This window comes from Butyrivibrio fibrisolvens (assembly GCF_037113525.1).
Lineage (GTDB): Bacteria > Bacillota > Clostridia > Lachnospirales > Lachnospiraceae > Butyrivibrio > Butyrivibrio fibrisolvens.
In genome coordinates this window covers 231,388-250,297 of record NZ_CP146963.1, presented here as the reverse complement: position 1 = coordinate 250,297, position 18,910 = coordinate 231,388, and the positions used below count along the sequence as shown (strand labels likewise).

General features: G+C 40.9%; 16 protein-coding genes and 1 other RNA gene. 3 read left to right on the top strand and 14 right to left on the bottom strand.

The annotated features are described in order from the left end of the window. Positions 1-273: 273 nt before the first annotated feature. Positions 274-1,443, bottom strand: a complete 1,170-nt coding sequence (locus WAA20_RS00970) for a toxic anion resistance protein (protein WP_073388710.1) — start codon at positions 1,441-1,443, stop codon at positions 274-276. A gap of 87 nt (positions 1,444-1,530) precedes the next feature. Then, the gene (locus tag WAA20_RS00965; protein ID WP_073388708.1) at positions 1,531-2,763 is read right to left on the bottom strand and encodes a 5-bromo-4-chloroindolyl phosphate hydrolysis family protein; all 1,233 of its coding nucleotides are present in this window, start codon (positions 2,761-2,763) and stop codon (positions 1,531-1,533) included. A 220-nt stretch (positions 2,764-2,983) separates the two neighbouring features. Here WAA20_RS00965 and WAA20_RS00960 point away from each other — a divergent pair, with 220 nt between their 5' ends. Continuing rightward, positions 2,984-3,874 carry an AraC family transcriptional regulator gene (locus tag WAA20_RS00960; RefSeq protein WP_073388707.1) on the top strand — a complete coding sequence of 297 codons (891 nt, stop codon included), beginning with the start codon at positions 2,984-2,986 and terminating at the stop codon, positions 3,872-3,874. Positions 3,875-3,927: 53 nt separating this feature from the next. Here WAA20_RS00960 and tadA read toward each other — a convergent pair whose 3' ends face one another. After that, a complete protein-coding gene (gene tadA, locus WAA20_RS00955; RefSeq protein WP_073388705.1) occupies positions 3,928-4,476 on the bottom strand; it encodes a tRNA adenosine(34) deaminase TadA in 549 nt (182 codons plus the stop codon). Positions 4,477-4,666: 190 nt separating this feature from the next. On the opposite strand from tadA, the gene WAA20_RS00950 reads away from it, so the two are divergent. Then, the gene (locus tag WAA20_RS00950) at positions 4,667-5,116 is read left to right on the top strand and encodes an Rrf2 family transcriptional regulator (RefSeq protein ID WP_073388704.1); all 450 of its coding nucleotides are present in this window, start codon (positions 4,667-4,669) and stop codon (positions 5,114-5,116) included. 47 nt (positions 5,117-5,163) lie between these two features. Here the strand turns inward: WAA20_RS00950 and WAA20_RS00945 are convergent, their stop codons facing one another. The 10 genes from WAA20_RS00945 to WAA20_RS00900 form a co-directional block, all read right to left on the bottom strand. Next, a complete protein-coding gene (locus WAA20_RS00945; RefSeq protein WP_242951196.1) occupies positions 5,164-6,147 on the bottom strand; it encodes a radical SAM protein in 984 nt (327 codons plus the stop codon). A 168-nt stretch (positions 6,148-6,315) separates the two neighbouring features. Next, positions 6,316-6,414, bottom strand: an RNA gene (ffs, locus tag WAA20_RS00940) — signal recognition particle sRNA small type. Between the two features lie 68 nt (positions 6,415-6,482). Continuing rightward, on the bottom strand, positions 6,483-7,574 hold the full coding sequence (locus WAA20_RS00935) for a helix-turn-helix domain-containing protein (RefSeq protein ID WP_073388701.1): 1,092 nt from the start codon (positions 7,572-7,574) through the stop codon (positions 6,483-6,485). A 90-nt stretch (positions 7,575-7,664) separates the two neighbouring features. Then, positions 7,665-9,104, bottom strand: coding sequence for a glycoside hydrolase family 25 protein (locus WAA20_RS00930; protein ID WP_073388699.1), 1,440 nt, complete (start codon positions 9,102-9,104; stop codon positions 7,665-7,667). A 290-nt stretch (positions 9,105-9,394) separates the two neighbouring features. Continuing rightward, entirely contained in the window at positions 9,395-10,504 is a 1,110-nt protein-coding gene (gene ugpC, locus WAA20_RS00925; protein ID WP_073388698.1) for a sn-glycerol-3-phosphate ABC transporter ATP-binding protein UgpC, read from the bottom strand. A 322-nt stretch (positions 10,505-10,826) separates the two neighbouring features. Next, on the bottom strand, positions 10,827-11,669 hold the full coding sequence (locus WAA20_RS00920; RefSeq protein ID WP_073388696.1) for a DUF624 domain-containing protein: 843 nt from the start codon (positions 11,667-11,669) through the stop codon (positions 10,827-10,829). Positions 11,670-11,760: 91 nt separating this feature from the next. Further along, positions 11,761-12,225: a GNAT family N-acetyltransferase gene (locus WAA20_RS00915; RefSeq protein WP_073388695.1), complete on the bottom strand. Its 465-nt coding sequence runs from the start codon at positions 12,223-12,225 to the stop codon at positions 11,761-11,763. Between the two features lie 67 nt (positions 12,226-12,292). Next, complete coding sequence (locus WAA20_RS00910) at positions 12,293-13,231, bottom strand: alpha/beta hydrolase (RefSeq protein ID WP_073388693.1); 939 nt, start codon at positions 13,229-13,231, stop codon at positions 12,293-12,295. Between the two features lie 30 nt (positions 13,232-13,261). Further along, positions 13,262-15,328 (bottom strand): methionine--tRNA ligase, encoded by a 2,067-nt coding sequence (gene metG / locus WAA20_RS00905; RefSeq protein ID WP_073388692.1) that lies wholly within the window; start codon positions 15,326-15,328, stop codon positions 13,262-13,264. A 76-nt stretch (positions 15,329-15,404) separates the two neighbouring features. Further along, entirely contained in the window at positions 15,405-16,280 is an 876-nt protein-coding gene (locus WAA20_RS00900; RefSeq protein WP_073388690.1) for a methionyl aminopeptidase, read from the bottom strand. A 533-nt stretch (positions 16,281-16,813) separates the two neighbouring features. Between WAA20_RS00900 and WAA20_RS00895 the strand changes: the two genes are divergently transcribed. Beyond that, entirely contained in the window at positions 16,814-17,746 is a 933-nt protein-coding gene (locus tag WAA20_RS00895; RefSeq protein WP_073388689.1) for a TIGR01212 family radical SAM protein, read from the top strand. Positions 17,747-17,749: 3 nt separating this feature from the next. Here the strand turns inward: WAA20_RS00895 and WAA20_RS00890 are convergent, their stop codons facing one another. Beyond that, the gene (locus WAA20_RS00890; protein WP_081373885.1) at positions 17,750-18,859 is read right to left on the bottom strand and encodes a cation diffusion facilitator family transporter; all 1,110 of its coding nucleotides are present in this window, start codon (positions 18,857-18,859) and stop codon (positions 17,750-17,752) included. Positions 18,860-18,910: the final 51 nt, after the last annotated feature.

The window sequence follows — 18,910 nt, the reverse complement described above, 5'->3', positions numbered from 1 at the left end:
GAAATACATCCATGTATTTCTGGACATGTGCTAGATACATCCTGTATCCGGCTACCTAGAAATACATCCCTGAAAAGCAACTGCTTGGCCGCTTACAAGTGTGTGAAATTACAGTATATATAAGGAGTGGCTTTGAAAAACGTCGGTACTTACGATGCGTGTTTTGCATCGTTAGTACCGCTACGTTTTTCACAGAGCGGGAGCGTCCCGACGTTATATACTGTAATTTTACATACTTGTAAGCGGCCAAGCAGTTGCCGCCCACGTTCTAAATTACGCTTTTGATGCCTCAATGAGCTTATCCTTAAGCTGGGATTCGATCTGGCCGAGTTCGGCTTCGGCGGCTCTTCTCTTTTCTTTTCCATCCTTCTGGATAGCAAGAACTTCGTCGATGGTGCTGATAAGAGTCTCGTTGGTATGGCGAAGCGTCTCCATATCTATGATGCCTCTCTCAGATTCCTTGGCTGTTGCGATAGTAGCCTGTTTGAGCTTATCAGCGTTCTTCTTAAGAAGTGCATTGGTCATATCGTTAACTTCACGCTCAGCTTTAGCTGCCTGATTAGCATGCTCAACACCGATAGCGATTACCATCTGGTTCTTCCAGAGAGGAATAGTGTTAACGATTGTAGACTGGATCTTCTCAGCCATTATTGTATCTGAAGACTGTACCATTCTGATCTGAGGTCCGGTCTGCATAGCGATGGTACGAGTAAGCTCAAGGTCATAGATCTTCTTTTCAAATCTATCGCAAAGGTTTGAAAGATCCTTGGCCTTTTCTGCATCTTCCTGAAGTCCTGATGCCTGAGCCTTGTTCTGAAGTTCAACAAGTGTTGTGGATCTTACTTCTTCAAGCTTCTTCTTACCAGCCTGAATGTACATTGTAAGTTCCTTGAAGTAGTTAAGGTTAAGTGCATACATCTGATCAAGAAGAGCTACGTCCTTCATCAGTGTTACCTGATGCTGCTCAAGCTTTGATGTGATGGCATTAACATTAGTCTCAACTGTAGAATATTTAGCTTTAATAGCATTTACTCTGTTAGCGCTCTTTTTGAAAAAGGACATGATTCCTTTTTCTTCTTCATCAACGTCAAAATCCTTAAGTTCTGTAACAAGGCCTGAGAGCATGTCGCCAACTTCTCCCATGTCCTTTGTTCTTACATTATCAATAGCCTTCTGAGAGAAATCAGCAAGCTTCTTCTGTGTTCCAACACCGTAGTTCATTACTGCCTGGGAATTTGTGATATCGATCTGCTTTACAAATTCATCAACCTGTTTCTGCTCTTCAGGAGTCAGCTGAACATCTGCTTCAAACTGTCTTGTGCTCTGCTCTTTGGTCTCAGGTGCGGGAGCTGCCTGAGCAGCTGCTGCCTGTGGCTGCGGATCTCCGAATGAGAGTGTTGGTGCTGATGGCTGTGAATTAAATTCTGAAAACTGTCCTTCCATATTTTCCTCCAAATGTTAAAAACTTATTTTCAAATAATTCCTTTATCAAATGTATTTTTGGCATTTATAAATATATGCTTTAGTATTTTAGTTGCCAGTCTGGCTTTGCATCATACCGTCCTGAGCCGCCATGGCCTGTCCCTGCATAAGGCCGTCCTGAGACATCATAGTCTGCATTACAGAAATATCAGAAGCAATATCCCATGCCTGCTCCTGGAACAGATCATCAAAAAGCTTCTCAAAAGCTGTATTTATAGTGTTAAGTGCATCAGATATCTGTCTCTTGGTATCCTTGATATTGTCTCCAACCTCAGGCTGGGCATCAAGCTGTACATAAGCATTTAATAATTTCTCCGTTGTAGGGAGATAATAATTCATGAACTTACGAAGATCCTGAGCTTTCTCCGGATGCTGACCCACATGCTCGAATATCCTCTTCATGATATTCTCAAGAGCATAGAGCTTATCTGACATGTGCTCTTCATCATTATCAGGGATCATGTCATTGATCTGTCTTACCTTAACAAGGTATTCATTACCCTCATCTATAACATGCTGAGAATCTGATGTTACATTCATTCCCTGAGTATCAACCTGACTTGCCCTGTTATACATCTCCTGTTCACGCTGACTTTGAAGGAACTTCTTGTATTCATCAAAAGCATGCTCTGAAAGAATAAGTGTAGACTCGGAATCATCAAATCTTGCACCGATGAGAACGCCCTTGTTTATCATCTTCTTGATCCATTTTTTAATTTCATCTTCAGGCATCTGAACAAGATCTGAAAATTCTCTGATCGATATATATTCTCTGTCTCCTAAAGCCTTTTTAAATAAATGAAATTTCTTGGCAAGATTCTTTTTGTCATGTGCTCTCTTCCATCCAATTCCAAAGGCCGCTGTAAAAGCTGCAAAGAAGAATAATACTCCAAATCCGACAGCCTCAGCATCCGCGATCGCCATTGGAAGGCATACAAGCGTGATAACACCAAATACTACTGTAAAAATACCTAAAACAAAACTGGAAAAGGCTCCTGTAAGCTTTCCTACATGAGCTTTCTGGAATACGCTTATCTTTTTCTTGTTGAGAATATACTGCTCTGTCATATTGACATTATTTCTGTTAGACGAAGCAGTTGATGACATAAACGAATTGTATACTTTATTATTTAACGTCTGCTGTTTGAACCTTTGTGCAGTACCGTTAACTGAAGCTGATATATCACTGCTCAGCCTGCTGAAGTCACCGGTCTCAACAGCCTTGGTAACTGTATCGGCCACATCCATGACTCCCTGCATTATCTCATCACCGAATGACATTTTCCTCTCCAATCTACCCGAAACACATTCTAAGTGCATAATTATTTTCTAAAAGATGTCTACTCTATTATACACAAGCATTCAAGTGAAAAAAACTGATTTTTAAATAAAATAAGAGGATTTAAACTGTGAACAGGTAAGATTTATATACTTGAACGCCCAATTAAAACTAGGCTACAATTACCTATAGAAACCCATGTTTATTCGATAAGGAATCTTTATGGAAAAAGCTTATAAATTAGAGTTTACAGCTGAAGAAAATGAAAGCCTTTATGTGACAAGCTGCGGTCTGTCCAAGACTCAGCCACATCACCACTTTGGCCCTGCAATAAAGCCTCATCACATGATCCACTACATCTTAAGCGGCAAGGGCATTTTCAGGTTGAAGGGAAAAGAGTATAAGCTTACCGAAGGAACAGGTTTTCTTATCACACCTGATGAGCTCTCCTATTATGAAGCTGATGAAAACGATCCCTGGACATATGTATGGGTAGGTTTTGGAGGAAAGCTTGCTGCATCTATCGTTGAACAGCTCTCTCTTTCTGCAGACCAGCCAATATTCAGAAATAGTGATTCCGACAAAATTTATTCCATCGTTCATGACATGATGGAACACAATACTTTTAGTATAGCTGATTCCCTTGAAAGAAATGGTCAGCTCCACCTTTTCCTTTCTGTTGTCGCAGGAAGTCAGACTTCGGAAAGGGGCGAATCAGAAAGTGCCAATAACTATGTACAAAAGGCAATTTCTTTTATCAGGGGTAACTACTATAACCCTATAAAGATCACTGATGTTGCAGATTACGTGTGCATTAACAGGAGTTATCTATACACTCTTTTTGAAAAGACTCTTGGCGTGTCACCACAGCAGTACCTTAGTTCCTACAGAATATCAAAGGCCTGTGACCTTTTAAAAGTCACAGACCTTCCAATCGAAAGTATCGCTATATCTTCGGGTTACAACGACCCGCTCGTTTTTACAAAAGCATTTAAACTGGATAAGGGCATGTCACCCTCAAGCTATCGCAAGGCTCACAAACACGAATCTCTTAGCGGTGGAAAAGAACATCTCAAACAGCTCGAGAAATATCTGGAAGGAAAAACGAAGTAATCTTTATCGGCGATAAGTCTATATAAAGGCTTAAGCCAAATCTGGATTATTTTTTACGTATCCTCTTCCTGCTTTCTCGCTTCTTCCTGCTGCTGTGCCTTTCTTGCTTCTTTTTCCATCTTATTGCGGATCCTTAATTCAAGGAAGAACTTCTTAAGAATGCTGCTACACTCTTCTTCCATAACATCCCTCACAACTTCGCACTGATGGTTAAAGTCAGGGTTTTCAAGGATGTTAAGAAGAGTTCCTCCGCATCCTGATTTCTGGCTCCTGCTTCCTATTACGACCTTGGGGATCCTGGCCTGAACTATGGCGCCTGCACACATCTGGCAGGGTTCAAGTGTTACATATAAGGTGCAGTCTTCAAGGCGCCAGTCTTTAATGATCTTACCGGCCTTTTTCATGGCTGATATCTCGGCATGGCAAAGCACTGATTTATCAGTATTTCTCCTGTTGTAGCCTCTGCCTATTATCTCGCCGTCATACACTATTACGCATCCAATAGGTACTTCGCCAATGGCATATGCCTTTTTAGCCTGCTTCAGGGCCTCTTTCATGTAGTAATTATGCTCTTTTTCTATATTATCAAAAATTTTTTTCATTTTTTCAAATCAAATCATACTATTCTGGTAGGTTTTGTGTTATAATAAATTCACTCCATAAATATATTGCTATCATAAGCATTATTTATGTGGCCAAAAAGATTATCGGCCGGTTTATGTGAAGATTATATATAAGTTATATATTCCATGCAACAATACAGATTTACAGATTACAAAAGAGGAAAGCATTATGAAAATTTCAACTAAAGGAAGATACGCACTCAGAGTCATGATCGATCTGGCTCTTCACGATAGTGGCGAATATATTGCACTTAAAGATATCTCTGAAAGACAGGGAATCACAGTGAAGTACCTTGAGCAGATCGTAACGAATCTTAACAAGGCAGGTTTTCTTCGCAGCATGCGCGGCAACAATGGCGGCCACAGACTTGCAAGAAGACCTTATGAATATAAGGTAGGCGATATCCTCCGCACAATGGAAGGAAGTCTTTCTCCTATTGAGTGTCTTGCTGATGCCGGAAGCGACGGCGTTAACTGTCCCCGCTCAGAAGATTGTCCAACCCTCGGATTTTGGCGCGGTCTTGATAAGGTCATCAATGATTATGTAGACCGCTATACTCTTCAGGACCTGATCGATCAGGAACAGATGATCGCAGGCGGATATGACTACTCTATCTAAACTTACATAATGACTTTGCAAAAAGAGCCTTTATCCAAGGCTCTTTTTTATAATCCGCTGTAGTCAAAGGCAGGTATGAAGCTGCTCTTATCAGTTTCATCGCCCTGTATAAACGCGTTCTCAACTCCAATATCTATAGCGTGGTCAATAAGCTTATCATAATCATCACTGCTCACTGTATTAGTAAGCTCTGGAAATACAGCACTATGCGGCATGGGAGTATACTGATTCATAAGGCTTATATAGATCTTATCTCCAAACTTTTCATGAAGTTTTGTAACGATCTTAATAGAATCATCAAGATGCCCCGGCAAAAGAAGGTGTCTGACAATGGTTCCCTTCTTCATAAGAGGTCCTGTATAATCAGAGCTTTCTGTATCTTCTAAAGACTCATCTCCTGCAACAATATCATTATATTTATCAGCAGATATACTTTTATTGCAATCCTCATCGCTTGAACTTCCCGGATGGACATGCGGCATATAAAAAGACGGACTTCCTGTCTGCCTTACCATCTCTTCAATCGCAGGAAGCGCTTTTTCAAAATAGTCTGCTGCCTTACTGTATTTTGCAGATAGATCACCACTATAATATTTACAATCAGGAAGATAGATATCAACAAGGCCGTCTAAAAGCTTTAGTGACTCCACGTTTTCATAAGAACTTGTGTTATATACAACAGGAATCTTAAGTCCCTTATTCTTGGCGCTTTCCAAAGCCATTACTATACCCGGAATAAAATGCGTAGGAGTTACCAGGTTAATATTGGCAGCTTTTTTATCCTGAAGTTCAAGGAATATATCAGCTAACCTGTCTTGCGTAATCTCTTTTCTCACCTCGTCATGTGCTATCTCATAGTTTTGGCAGAAAACACATCCCATATTACAGCCTGAAAAGAAGACCGCTCCTGATCCGGTCTGACCTGATATGCAGGGTTCTTCCCAGAAATGAAGCGCAGCCCTTGCCGCTGCAGGATTTCCGCTTTCCCTGCAAAATCCCTTTTGTCCGGCAGTCCTGTCTACCCTACACATACGGGGACATAATGTGCAATTTTTATATAAACTGTTTAAATCATCTTTCATATTTTTTATCAATAGAAGCTATTCTATAATTCCTGTGATCAAAGATTTTAATGTCTTCAACCTGCGCTTTTACTAAAACGAAAATGCGACCCTGTGACGGATGCACATACCCTGCATAATAACAAGGCACCTTACAACACATGAGATGAAATGCTTAGTGCTGCTTCGTTCCCGACCTGACACGTTTCGCAAAGTCCCATTGCATAAGACCCGGCTATTTACAAAATATATGCACCCTTCACAGAGCCGCAATGCTAGTAATATATCCTTTTTTCGTTTATTTGTCAATACTGATTGGCATCAAGGTATTTGATATAGTTTGATACCATAAGGGCAATCTTGAATGTAAGTGCATCATCAAATTTACGTATATCAAGGCCTGTACTTCTCTCAAGCTTCTCAATACGATATACGAGCGTGTTACGATGTACGAACAGCTGACGTGATGTCTCTGATACATTAAGATTATTCTCAAAGAACTTGGCTATTGTACTAAGCGTCTCTTCATCAAGCTGATCGAGAACATCATTTTCTCCAAATATCTCTTCAAGGAAAATATGACACAGGTTAACAGGAAGCTGATAAATAAGTCTTCCTATACCAAGTGTGTTGTAAGCATTAACATTCTTTTCTGCATAGAAGATCTTACCTACTTCAAGTGCCATCTTGGCTTCTTTATATGACTTTGAAAGATCCTTAAGTTCTCCAACAATTGTACCGTAAGCAACACGGGCATTAAGCATAGCCTCTGTGTTCATCATGTCTACGATTGTTGTTGCAACATGAGCGATCTCATCATAGTTATCAGGATTATCTACTGACTTGATAAGAATGATACTGTTCTCATCAACAGCAGTGATATAATCACCAGCCTGAGTTGTGTAGATACTTCCAAGAAGCTCTGATACGGTATTATCATTGTCCTTGCCTGTCTCTACGATTATTACAACTCGTGGTCTTACTGCATCTATGTGGAGCTTTTTAGCTCTGTTATAGATATCTATAAGAAGAAGGTTATCAAGCATCAGATTCTGGAAGAAGTTGTTTCTGTCAAACCTCTCCTTATAAGCAACTATAAGATCCTGAAGCTGGCATACACATATCTTACCAACTGTGTATACTCCTTCATCATTGCCGCTGGCAATAAGGATATAGGCAGGCTCGCTCTCATCCATAATTTTAAGAAGATGTCTGTTGCCTATTGCCTGTGAATCTACAGGTGAATTTGCAAAGCTGACAATAAGACTTGAGTCCATCTCCTCATTGTCCTTAGTACTTGCAACAATATTACCGGAAAGATCCATAACTGTAAGATCTACCCTTGTAATAGCCTGCAACTGGCTTATACTCTGCTTGATTATCTGTGCGGAAATCATTAGTTAACCTCATTTCATATGTCATAAATACATAACAATGGTAATTTTAGCTTATTTTACGTATGTATGCAAATATCGTTATTTTTTCTTCTACTCAACAACTACAAGGTAGCTGCTGACACAATACAAGGTCTGGCCGTTATATACTACTCTGCTCCAGCCCGTTGTAGAATTATAGCCTGTTCTTGTTACTGTCTCGCCGTTCTTGATCTGTGCTATAACAACAGAGCCCTCTCCCTGGCTTGGACGATCACGAAGATTAAGTACGTCCTTACAGGTAACTGTCTCATTAACTTCTGTAAACTGCATACCAGACTCAACATTAGCTGTAACGCTTTCTGTTGCAGTATCAGACTTCTTCGAGCTTGTACCTGAATAGCCAAAGTATGCTATATCTATATCAACATTACCATTAATTCCAGGAACAGAACCTTTACTTGTATACTGCCACATACAGTAGGAACCTGAATATCCCGGGCTTGTAACAGATGGATCTGAAGGATAATATGCAAGCCAGATCTTGTTACTTCCTGCAAGAGATCCTGTATCCCAGTCTTTTCCATTAGAAAGCTCATTACGGGAAGCGTAGAACATAGGTGTATATCCGGCACTCTGAACAGTTGAAAGGAAAGTCTGTGCATAAGATGATCTGTCCTGCATGGAAATACCATACTGACGGCTTGTAGACTTATTGTATCCCTCACAGTTATAAGCAACAGGATAGGTAATTGAGTATCCACTTATTATACTGATGCAAAGGTTAGCTTCCTGAGTAGCTTCTTCTGAGCTCGTAGCTCTGGAAAAGAAATATGCGCCTGTCTTTATACCATATTTATTAGCTTCCTGGAGATTGTATCTTGCATTGGCATCTTCATGAAGAACACCGTCGTTAGATCTGTAACCAACTCTGACCATTGCAAAGCCAACGCCTGATGCAGCAACTTTCTCCCAGTTTATAACACCCTGATAGGAAGCAACATCTATACCATAAGTAACATCTCCTGTTTCAGATGCAACTGTCTTCTCCTGTACTTCTTCTACAGTTGTAGCCTCTGCAGAAGATGAACTCTCAGTTGTAGCAGTGTTTTCTTCCTGAGACTCTGCAACAAGTTTTGTTACATCAACATCTGTACCCTGAGACTGGTCATTAAGCACCATGGAATCATCTTCCTTGGAATCTGAATCGCTGACTACAGCAGGAGTACCCTCCACATAAAAAGTTTGAGCAGGAGATCCTTCTACTACAAATGTGCTTGCAGATGTAGCCGCATTTGCACTGTCGTCCTCTACCTCGATAACTACATCAGTTGTATACTCCGTGGAAGCATCCTGAATTGTATCATATGAAACTGCATCGTCAGAAAGAGCAGCCTCCTCCATGCTGGTAAGCATAACAGCAGTAGCCCCTGTATCCGGTGCCGTATACGTGCTCTCGCATCCTGTAAGAACAAGTGCAAGTATCATAACAAGGCATAATGCCGTTTCTACAGCGCCTGCAAGAATTCCGGATCTATGTAAATTATGTCTCATCTCCCATTAGTTCCCTTCATTTCCGTACAATTCCTAGTCAAACAACTTACATTATACATTAATAAACCTTAAATATGGCGGAAACTACTAAAGTTTTATCATAAATATCCGATATAGTAGTTGAAAGGAAGTAATACTATGATAAATAAAATCCTATAAAATGTCCTGTCTGCTGAGTATATCTCCGGGCAGGGCCTTTTTTTGCCTGATTTTCAACAGATCAAAATATCTGAGATGTAATTAGCACAAAAAAGGCAGAGCCAAAAGCTCTGCCTTTAAATAAACTATTATTAGTTTGTGATTGTCTTCTCTGTCTCTTTGTCGAATACGTGGATCTTCTCAACATCGAAACCGAACTTAACCTTATCACCAGGTCTAGCTGTTGTACGAGAATCAACTCTTGCTGTGATAGGGAATCCTTCGAGATCGAAGTACAGATAAACTTCTGCACCAAGAAGCTCGTATACGTTGATTGTTGACTCGAATACAGCCTTAGAAGTGTTAACGAACATCTCTGAATCATCAACATCTTCAGGACGGATACCGAATGTAACCTTCTTACCGTTGTAGTTACCCTCGATAAGCTTCTTGGACTTAGCCGGAGGAAGCTCAATCTTCTGATCAGCGATCTTGAGGTATGCTGTATCTCCAGCAACTTCAACATCAGCATCAAGGAAGTTCATCTGAGGTGATCCCATGAATCCAGCAACGAAGAGGTTTTCTGGCTTGTCATAGAGGTTCTGAGGTGTATCTACCTGCTGAACAACACCATCCTTCATAACTACGATTCTTGTACCAAGAGTCATAGCCTCTGTCTGGTCGTGTGTAACGTAGATGATTGTTGTGCCGAGTCTCTGGTGAAGCTTAGCGATCTCTGTTCTCATCTGAACACGGAGCTTAGCATCAAGGTTTGAAAGAGGCTCATCCATAAGGAATACCTTAGGATTACGAACGATAGCACGTCCCATAGCTACACGCTGTCTCTGACCACCTGAAAGAGCCTTTGGCTTACGATCAAGAAGGTTAGAAAGATCAAGGATCTTAGCTGCAGCCTTAACTTTCTGGTCGATCTCTTCCTTCGGAACTTTACGAAGTTTAAGACCGAATGCCATGTTATCATATACTGTCATATGAGGATACAGAGCGTAGTTCTGGAATACCATCGCGATATCACGATCCTTAGGCTCTACATCGTTCATTACTTTGCCGCCGATTTTAAGTGTACCTGAAGAGATATCTTCAAGACCTGCGATCATACGCAGTGTTGTTGATTTTCCGCATCCTGAAGGACCAACGAAAATGATGAATTCCTTATCTTCAACATCAAGGTTAAAGTCCTTAACAGCTACGAAACCGTTAGGATACTGTTTTGTAATATGCTCTAACTGTAAGCTTGCCATTTTTATAATCCTCCCATTCAAATAAAAGAAATAGTAGTCTGGATTTTTTCAATCCTTACTCAGTATATCGTTTACTCTGTTTTTTGTGTATGGAGCGATTTACCAAAATTAATCACAGGTCTTAGACAATATGTCCATTGGTAATTTTATTATCTGGTTTTTATGTCAATCTGACGAATAAACCGAAAACTTTTACGTCAGATTGACAAGATTACATTAGAACGTTTGTTCAATAACAGTATTCATCTGCTTTTCATATAGTCATAATTCTAAAAAGCCTGTAAAAAAGACCCGTCGACATTGTCGACAGGTCCAAAGCTTATTACTTATCGTCTTCGTCCATTCCATCATCCTGAATGATTCTGGCAACTTCATCATACTCAGCATCATCAGCACCCTGGATAGCTCTTGCAGCTGCAAGAAGTTCCTCTTCTGTAGAGAGCTCTTCTTCTTTGACTTCAGGCTCAAATCTCTTGAAAAGAGGGCTGTACAAAAGCGCACATAAAAATCCCGGAAGTGTAAGTCCAAAAAGGATGTATATCGGGAATATGCGATATATAAGATCCGGAACAAGCACAGGGAGCATAAATGCTACGCCTGTTATGACCATCATTCCAAGTGTTCTTGGAAGTCCCAGGATCGACATAAGAAAAGAGTTCTTAAGCGTATTACCAATTGTATTGGAGAATCTTGAAAGAACAGGAAATACATATAAATAAATGATAAACACGATCACTGCTACAACGCCTGTCATAATGAGCATAACCTTAGGAAAGGTATCAGAACCCATATAAATCTTGTAGTCCAAAACAAGAAGGAATGCTGCAACTTCAAAGATCAGCCATATAACTGACGCCTGCTTAAAGTTAAGCTTGAAGGATTTCCAGAAATCCTTAACAATATAAGCTTCGTCGCCTCTTACCATTTTAAGAAGAACGAAATGCATTCCGGTAATAGCACTACCCATCGGAATAGATAAAACTATGAACATCAGTATTGCCGGAAGATTAACGATTCCCTCTGTAGTATAGATCTGAAGTGCTACATAGCCTGAAAAAAGGCCCGGAACACAAAACAGAAGTGTTGAAACATTTAAGATCATAAGGTCTGCAACCTTATTAAGAATTCTCATTAAAGGACTGTCTAAATCAAATAACTTACTCATAACCCACCATTTCCTGTACTTAAAATCTTATCCTGATTCACATATACCAAATATATAAATATATTTTGAGTATATACATCAAAAAAACCAATCACAACTTTAGTTCCATAGGGAGATACCTGATGCCGTCTTCGAACTGCTCGATCTTGGCTTCTTTAAATCCCTCGTGTTTATAAAAAGGCACTGCAAAGCGCGATGCGTTAACACTCATCTTAAAACGTCTTCCTTTTTTCCTCACATACTTGGAAGCGCATTCGATAAGCTTGTGCCCTATCCCTTTACCATGGAGATCACCATCAACGAAAAGAAGAGAAATATGCCTGTTTTCGCGCAAAAGGAGCATCCCAACCATTGAGCTTTGATCAAATGCGGTTATAAGCTCATAGTTTCCGATGGCATATTGCTGATACAGTTCAGGTCCAAAGAGAAATTTTCTGAAGTTCTCCTCTCCCTCACTGCTGTAATCAGCAGCATTAAACATTTCAAACGTCCTCCATGCCAGCTCCATAGCATCGTCCCAGTCACTGGCATATCCCTTTCTGATAGTTAGCTCCATGATAACTCCCAAGAGTCAAAGCTATACAAACTGCCTAAGACCCTTATCAAAATCTGCTTATGTCAGTTCAAATGTTTTGGTCAATAAATGCAAGATAATCATTGTAGACCTTTTGTCTTTCTGGCTCATTGTGCATCTCGTGACGCATATGATCGTAGAGCTTCAAAGAAACATTCAGGCCTATATCATTTTTGTAAATATTATAAAGCTGCTCAACGCCTTCGCCGTAGTTTCCTACAGGATCTTCTTTTCCTGCTGCAAGAAGGATGGGCAGATCATGAGGAATCATCTGCATCCTCTTCTTATCACCTATAAGCAAAAGAAGTTTTGCCATGGTCTCGAATCCATTAATGGTAAAAGTAAACGTACACCATGGATTTTTGCAATAAGCTGCAACATTCTCTTCGTTATAGGAAAGCCAGTCTGAAGGAGTCTTTGGATTTTCTATCTTTGAGAGATAGGATTTAAAAGAGATATCATTCAGCATTTTTGCAACATGCTTATCGCCAAGGAATAGTTTCTGGCATCTTGCTACAAAAAGGCCGCCCTTTGCAACGCTCGCAGGCTGATTGGCTGTTCCTGAAAGGATCGCCACATCAACGTCTTTTCCAAATCTTGCAAGGTATTCTCTTGTGATAAAAGAGCCAAAGCTGTGACCAAGGATCACATACTTAAGGCCTTTATATTTCTCTTTCATCATAAGAGTAAGCTGATGTGAATCCTCAGGAAGCACCTTCTGAGGATCCTGCTTACAAAAGTACCCATACATTCCGCCTTCTGAAACGCTTTCGCCGTGTCCTAAGTGATCTTCACCGCACACGACAAAACCACGCTGTGCAAAAAACTGGGCGAATTCTTCGTACCTGTCAATATATTCCTGCATGCCATGAACTATCTGAAGGATAGCACGAGGCTCTCCTTCAGGTGTCCATATACTTGCATGGATCTTATCAGTACCATCAGCTGACTGAAAGAACATACTTTCTTTTTTTAATGTATTTCCCATGTAACCCCCACATTAGAAAAATAGTCTGTATTAGCAGATCTCAGCGCCTGAAGGCATCTTCTTTTCAGGAACCATGAGTGAAAGATTGCCATCTGCATCTTCTGCACAAAGAAGCATACCCTCTGAAGTAACTCCTGCAAGCTTAGCAGGCTTAAGGTTTACAAGGACCATAACCTTCTTACCGACCATATCTTCAGGTTCATAGTACTTATGAATTCCTGATACGATCTGAAGTGTTCTTGATCCAACCTTAACCTGTGAGCAAAGAAGCTTCTTGGACTTCGGTACTGCTTCACACTTAATAACTTCACCAACCTGGAACTGCATAGCTGCAAAATCGTCATATGCGATCTCAGCCTTAGGCTCGATATCGATAGCTTCTTCGTCAGAAGATCCTGCATCACCGCCGCGAAGCTTCTTAAGGTTTTCGCGGATCTTGTCAGCATCCTGAGATCTTCCTGCTTTATCAAGGTTAGCTGCTGCTGTTTCCTGGCTTTCAAAGAACTCAGCCTTCTGCTTCTCTGTAATTTCTGCTGTCTGCTTAAGAACTGACTCAAGATCTTTTCTTGCAAAAAGCATCACAGGCTCAGCTGATACCTTGTTGCCGTTTGGATATGTTCCAAATGTTGAAAGTGTTTCAAATCCTCTGAGCTGATCGTTGAAATTCTTAGCTGTCTGCTCAGCTGTTTCAGGCATGAACGGAGCAAGAAGTGATACACCGATCATGATTGATTCTGTAAGGTTATAGAGAACTGTAGCAAGACGGTCCTTCTTGGAATCGTCCTTTGCAAGTACCCACGGCTCTGTCTCGTCGATGTACTTGTTGCATCTCTTGAAGAGGTTGAATATCTCTGTAAGAGAATCTGCAACTCTAAGCTCATCCATCTTCTCTTCTACAACTTTATATGTTCCTGTTACAACGCTCTTAAGATCGTCATCTACAGGCTCAGTTACACCCTTATCTTCAACTACTCCGTCAAAATACTTATTGCTCATTGCAATAGTACGGCTTACAAGGTTACCAAGTGTATTAGCAAGGTCAGAGTTGAAACGCTCTACCATAAGTTCCCATGTGATAGTTCCGTCGTTATCGAAAGGCATCTCATGAAGAACAAAATAGCGTACTGCATCAACACCAAAAAGATCTACAAGATCATCAGCATAGATAACGTTTCCTTTGGACTTGGACATCTTTTCACCGCCCTGAAGGAGCCACGGGTGACCGAAGATCTGCTTTGGAAGCGGAAGATCAAGAGCCATAAGGAAGATTGGCCAGTAAATTGTATGGAATCTTAAAATGTCTTTTCCTATAAGGTGAAGATCTGCAGGCCAGTACTTCTTGAATTCTTCTGTACTGTTGCCATCGCAGTCATAGCCAATACCTGTTATATAGTTTGCAAGAGCATCAAGCCATACGTATACAACGTGCTTGTCATCAAAATCTACAGGAATTCCCCACTTAAAGCTTGTTCTGGATACGCAAAGATCCTGAACACCTGGAAGGAGGAAATTGTTCATCATCTCGTTCTTACGGGACTCAGGCTGAATAAACTCAGGATGCTCGTTGATGTAATCGATAAGTCTCTGAGTGTAGTTGCTCATCTTGAAGAAGTAAGCTTCCTCTTCTGAATCGTGTACATCGCCGCCGCATACAGGGCACTTGCCTTCGTTGAGCTGGGAATCTGTATAGAATGCCTCACACTCTGTACAGTATTTGCCCTTATATGAGCCCTTGTAGATGTCGCCCTGATCATAGAATTTCTTGAAGATCTTCTGAACCTGTTTAACGTGATCATCATCTGTTGTACGGATGAATCTGTCATAAGATGTTCCAACCTTGTTCCAGATATCCTTGATAACGCCTGAAACCTGATCTACGAATTCCTTAGGGCTGTCGCAGCCTGCTTCAATAGCTCTGGACTCAATCTTCTGACCGTGCTCGTCAGAACCTGTCTGGAAGTGAACATCATAGCCGTCAGCTCTCTTATAACGAACGATAGCATCTGCAAGGATTGCTTCGTAGGTGTTACCTATATGAGGCTTACCTGAAGTATAGGCAATAGCCGTAGTAAGATAATATTTGCCTTTGTTTTGCATGTAAAACTCCTTTATCTATATCTTTATAATTTTCTTTTAAAATGCTATATATGCCTTTAAACGTCTGCTACGGATATTAGTAAGTAAGAATCTCGCAGCCATCTTCTGTAACAAGTACCTGTACTTCCCACTGAGCTGAAGGCTTGTGGTCAGCTGTGTATACTGTCCAGTCATTTTCTTCATCAACGAAGATGCGATTAGTTCCCATGTTTACCATTGGCTCAATGGTAAATGTCATTCCGGGTACCATGAGCATCTCTGTTCCGGGTCTTGATACGAAGCTTACGAATGGATCTTCATGGAATTCTATACCGCATCCATGTCCGCCTATTTCTCTTACAACTGTATATCCGTTATCAAGTGCATGCTGATGTACGGCATTGCCCATATCGCCCAGGAATGTCCATGGCTTAACCATCTTGATACCGATCTCTACACATTCTTTGGTAACTTCAACGAGTTTTTTCTTCTCAGGAGATACGTCTCCAATGCAGAACATTCTGGATGAATCTGAATAATATCCGTTAAGGATAGTAGAACAGTCTACATTTATGATATCGCCGTCTTTTAATATATCGTGTGGTGAAGGGATTCCGTGACATACCTGATCATTGATTGAGGTACATACGCTCTTGGGGAAGCCTTCATAATTAAGAGGAGCCGGGATGCCGCCCATTTCCCTTGTAGTTTCTGCTACTATATGATCTATCTCTTCAGTTGACATGCCTGCGTGAATCTCTTTAGCCACGCGGTCAAGACAAGCTATGTTGATCTTGGCGCTTGCTTTTATGCCTTCTACCTGTTCTTTGGTCTTGATGATCCTGCGGGGTGGAACTTCATGCCCTTTAAGCTCAAACCCTATAATGCGTTCATCAAACTGCTCGTGGCACTTTTTGTACTTCTTGCCGCTGCCACACCAGCAGGGTTCGTTACTACCGATCTTTGTGTACATTTTACCTTCTTTCCGGCCTCACAGCGCGAATGATGCGCCTGGACCTGTGGCGATGCATCTTTGCTACACGCAATATCCGCATCTTATAATTTCGATTATTTATCACGCTATAGTATATCGTTAACGGGCGAAATATGCAATTGTGGAAATTCGTGAGGGGTGGTGGCGGGGGGGACGGGCGATAATAAATAATATCCCTTGCCTCATGTGAAAAAGATGCGGATATTTCTAAGGGTCTTATCCGCTGACGTGGACACGCTGTACTTTCGCTCCTAAGACCCTAAGAACTATCCGCATCTTTTTCAAAATCGGCTAGGGATATTATTTATTATCGCCCTGACTTTTGCCAAAACTTGGGCACGAAAGGCACTGCGTGCTTCGTGCTTCGGCGGCCACACAACAAGGGGCTTCGCTGAAGGAGAGTCAAGATTGCCTATTGGTAACCGATCCATTGAATTACGAAATGCGTAGTAAATGTGCGCTTCTATTTCAAGGTCGCGAATATATGTAACTATCTGGAGTATAATTAGCATATGAATATAAACACTTTATCTGATTATTTAAAAAGAACATATGGATGCAAGGTTTACAAATTGTCGCTTCAATCCGGTTGTACTTGTCCTAATCGAGATGGGACTGTGGGAAATGGTGGGTGCACGTTCTGTTCGGAAGGAGGGTCTGGGGATTTTGCGGCTTTTTTTCTGACGAAGGATAAGAATGGCAATTCCATTTCTATAGAAGAAAATATCGACAGGCAGATTGAAGCTGCAAAGGAAAAGGTGGCAGCCAAGCTTAAGGGGAAGGATCATAAGTATATAGCCTATTTTCAGTCGTTTACAAATACTTATGGGAATCCGGCAATCTTAGAAAAGATTTATAGACAGGCTTTGTTACATCCTGAGATTGTCGCTTTGTCTATTGGGACAAGGCCGGATTGTCTTCCGGACGAGATTTTGGTGATGCTGGAATCGCTTCGGAATGAGTACAAAAAGGATATCTGGATCGAGCTTGGGCTTCAGACTATTAATGAAGACACGGCACGGCACTTTAGAAGGGGATATGAGCTGCCTGTATTTGAAGATGCTTATAGAAGGTTAAAAGAAAAAGGCTTTACTGTCATAGTTCATGTGATATTGGGACTTCCGGGAGAAAGTGAAGAGGATATGCTTGCAACTGTAGGATATCTGGCAGAATTATCACCGAGGCTTGATGGTATAAAACTTCAGCTTTTACATGTGCTTAAGGGAACTGATCTTGCAAAAGAATTTGAAGAGACTGGTTTTCATGTTTTTACGCTTGAGGAATACTGCGATTTAGTGGTCAAGTGTTTGAAGCTTCTTCCTAAAGATATCGTAGTTCACAGGATAACAGGAGACGGACCAAAAAGGCTGCTGATTGCGCCCTTATGGTCCGCCAATAAAAAGCTGGTTCTTAATACACTTAATAAAGCTATTGCTGAAGCGTGATCATCAGTCAGATACATCAATATCTGCCGCAATCTGGAATGTGCATTCAGGGAAGGTTTCTTTGAGATCTTTATTTATGATCTCAAGTGCCTTCTCAGGTTCGATGGCAAAGCTAAGTACTACGTCAAATCTAACTTCTTTTGTTTCAAAATCAACATAAAAGCCATGCATCTGAACGGTAAAGTCATAAGCAAGGACTTTTTCTGAAATGGCATTACGAAGTTTTGAAGCTTCGTTATCTCCTGTATTGTAGGAGTATACTCCTACGCCGACAAGATATACCCCGGTCTCTTTCATGACCTTTTTTTCCAAACGTCTTGTAAGTTCATCAAGCTTATCAACTGTCATGGTATCAGGGACTTCGATATGGACTGTGGCCTGGTTATTGTCAGGGCCGTAGTTGTACATGATGAGGTCGTACGCACCTCTTACTTCAGGCTCCTGTTTGATAAGATTCTTGATCTTCTGTGTCATCTCCTTATCTGCTCTTACGCCGAGGATCTCGTCCAGTGTGTCTTTCATCATTTCGATACCTGACTTAATGATGATAACTGAGATGAGAGCTCCGACATACGCTTCTAAAGATACTCCTGTGAAACGAAATATGACTGCGGAAGCAAGTACTGAAGTGGATAATAAAGCATCAAATGATGCATCTTTACCAGATGCTATAAGGGATTCTGAATTAACCTTTTCACCCTGAGATTTGACGTACCTTCCTAAAATGAGTTTAACAATGATAGCTGATACGATGATCACAAGTGATACTGTGCTGTAATCGGCCTTCTCGGGATGTATTATCTTCTTTACAGACTCTACAAGTGAGGTCAAACCCGCATAAAGAACGATACCTGATACGATCATAGCGCTAAGGTACTCTATTCTTCCGTATCCAAAGGGGTGCTTCTTGTTAGGGAGCTTACCTGCAAGCTTGGTTCCAATGATCGTAATTATGGATGAAAGCGCATCTGAAAGGTTGTTAACCGCATCCAGAGTTACTGCTATAGAATTAGATACTATACCGACAAATGCTTTGAAAGAAGCAAGGAATACATTTGCGATGATGCCTATGATACTGGTTCTTATAATAACTTTATCTCTACTATTTTCCATAAAAAGCCTTTCTAAAAAAATGTCCGCAATAAATATATCAAAACAATTATA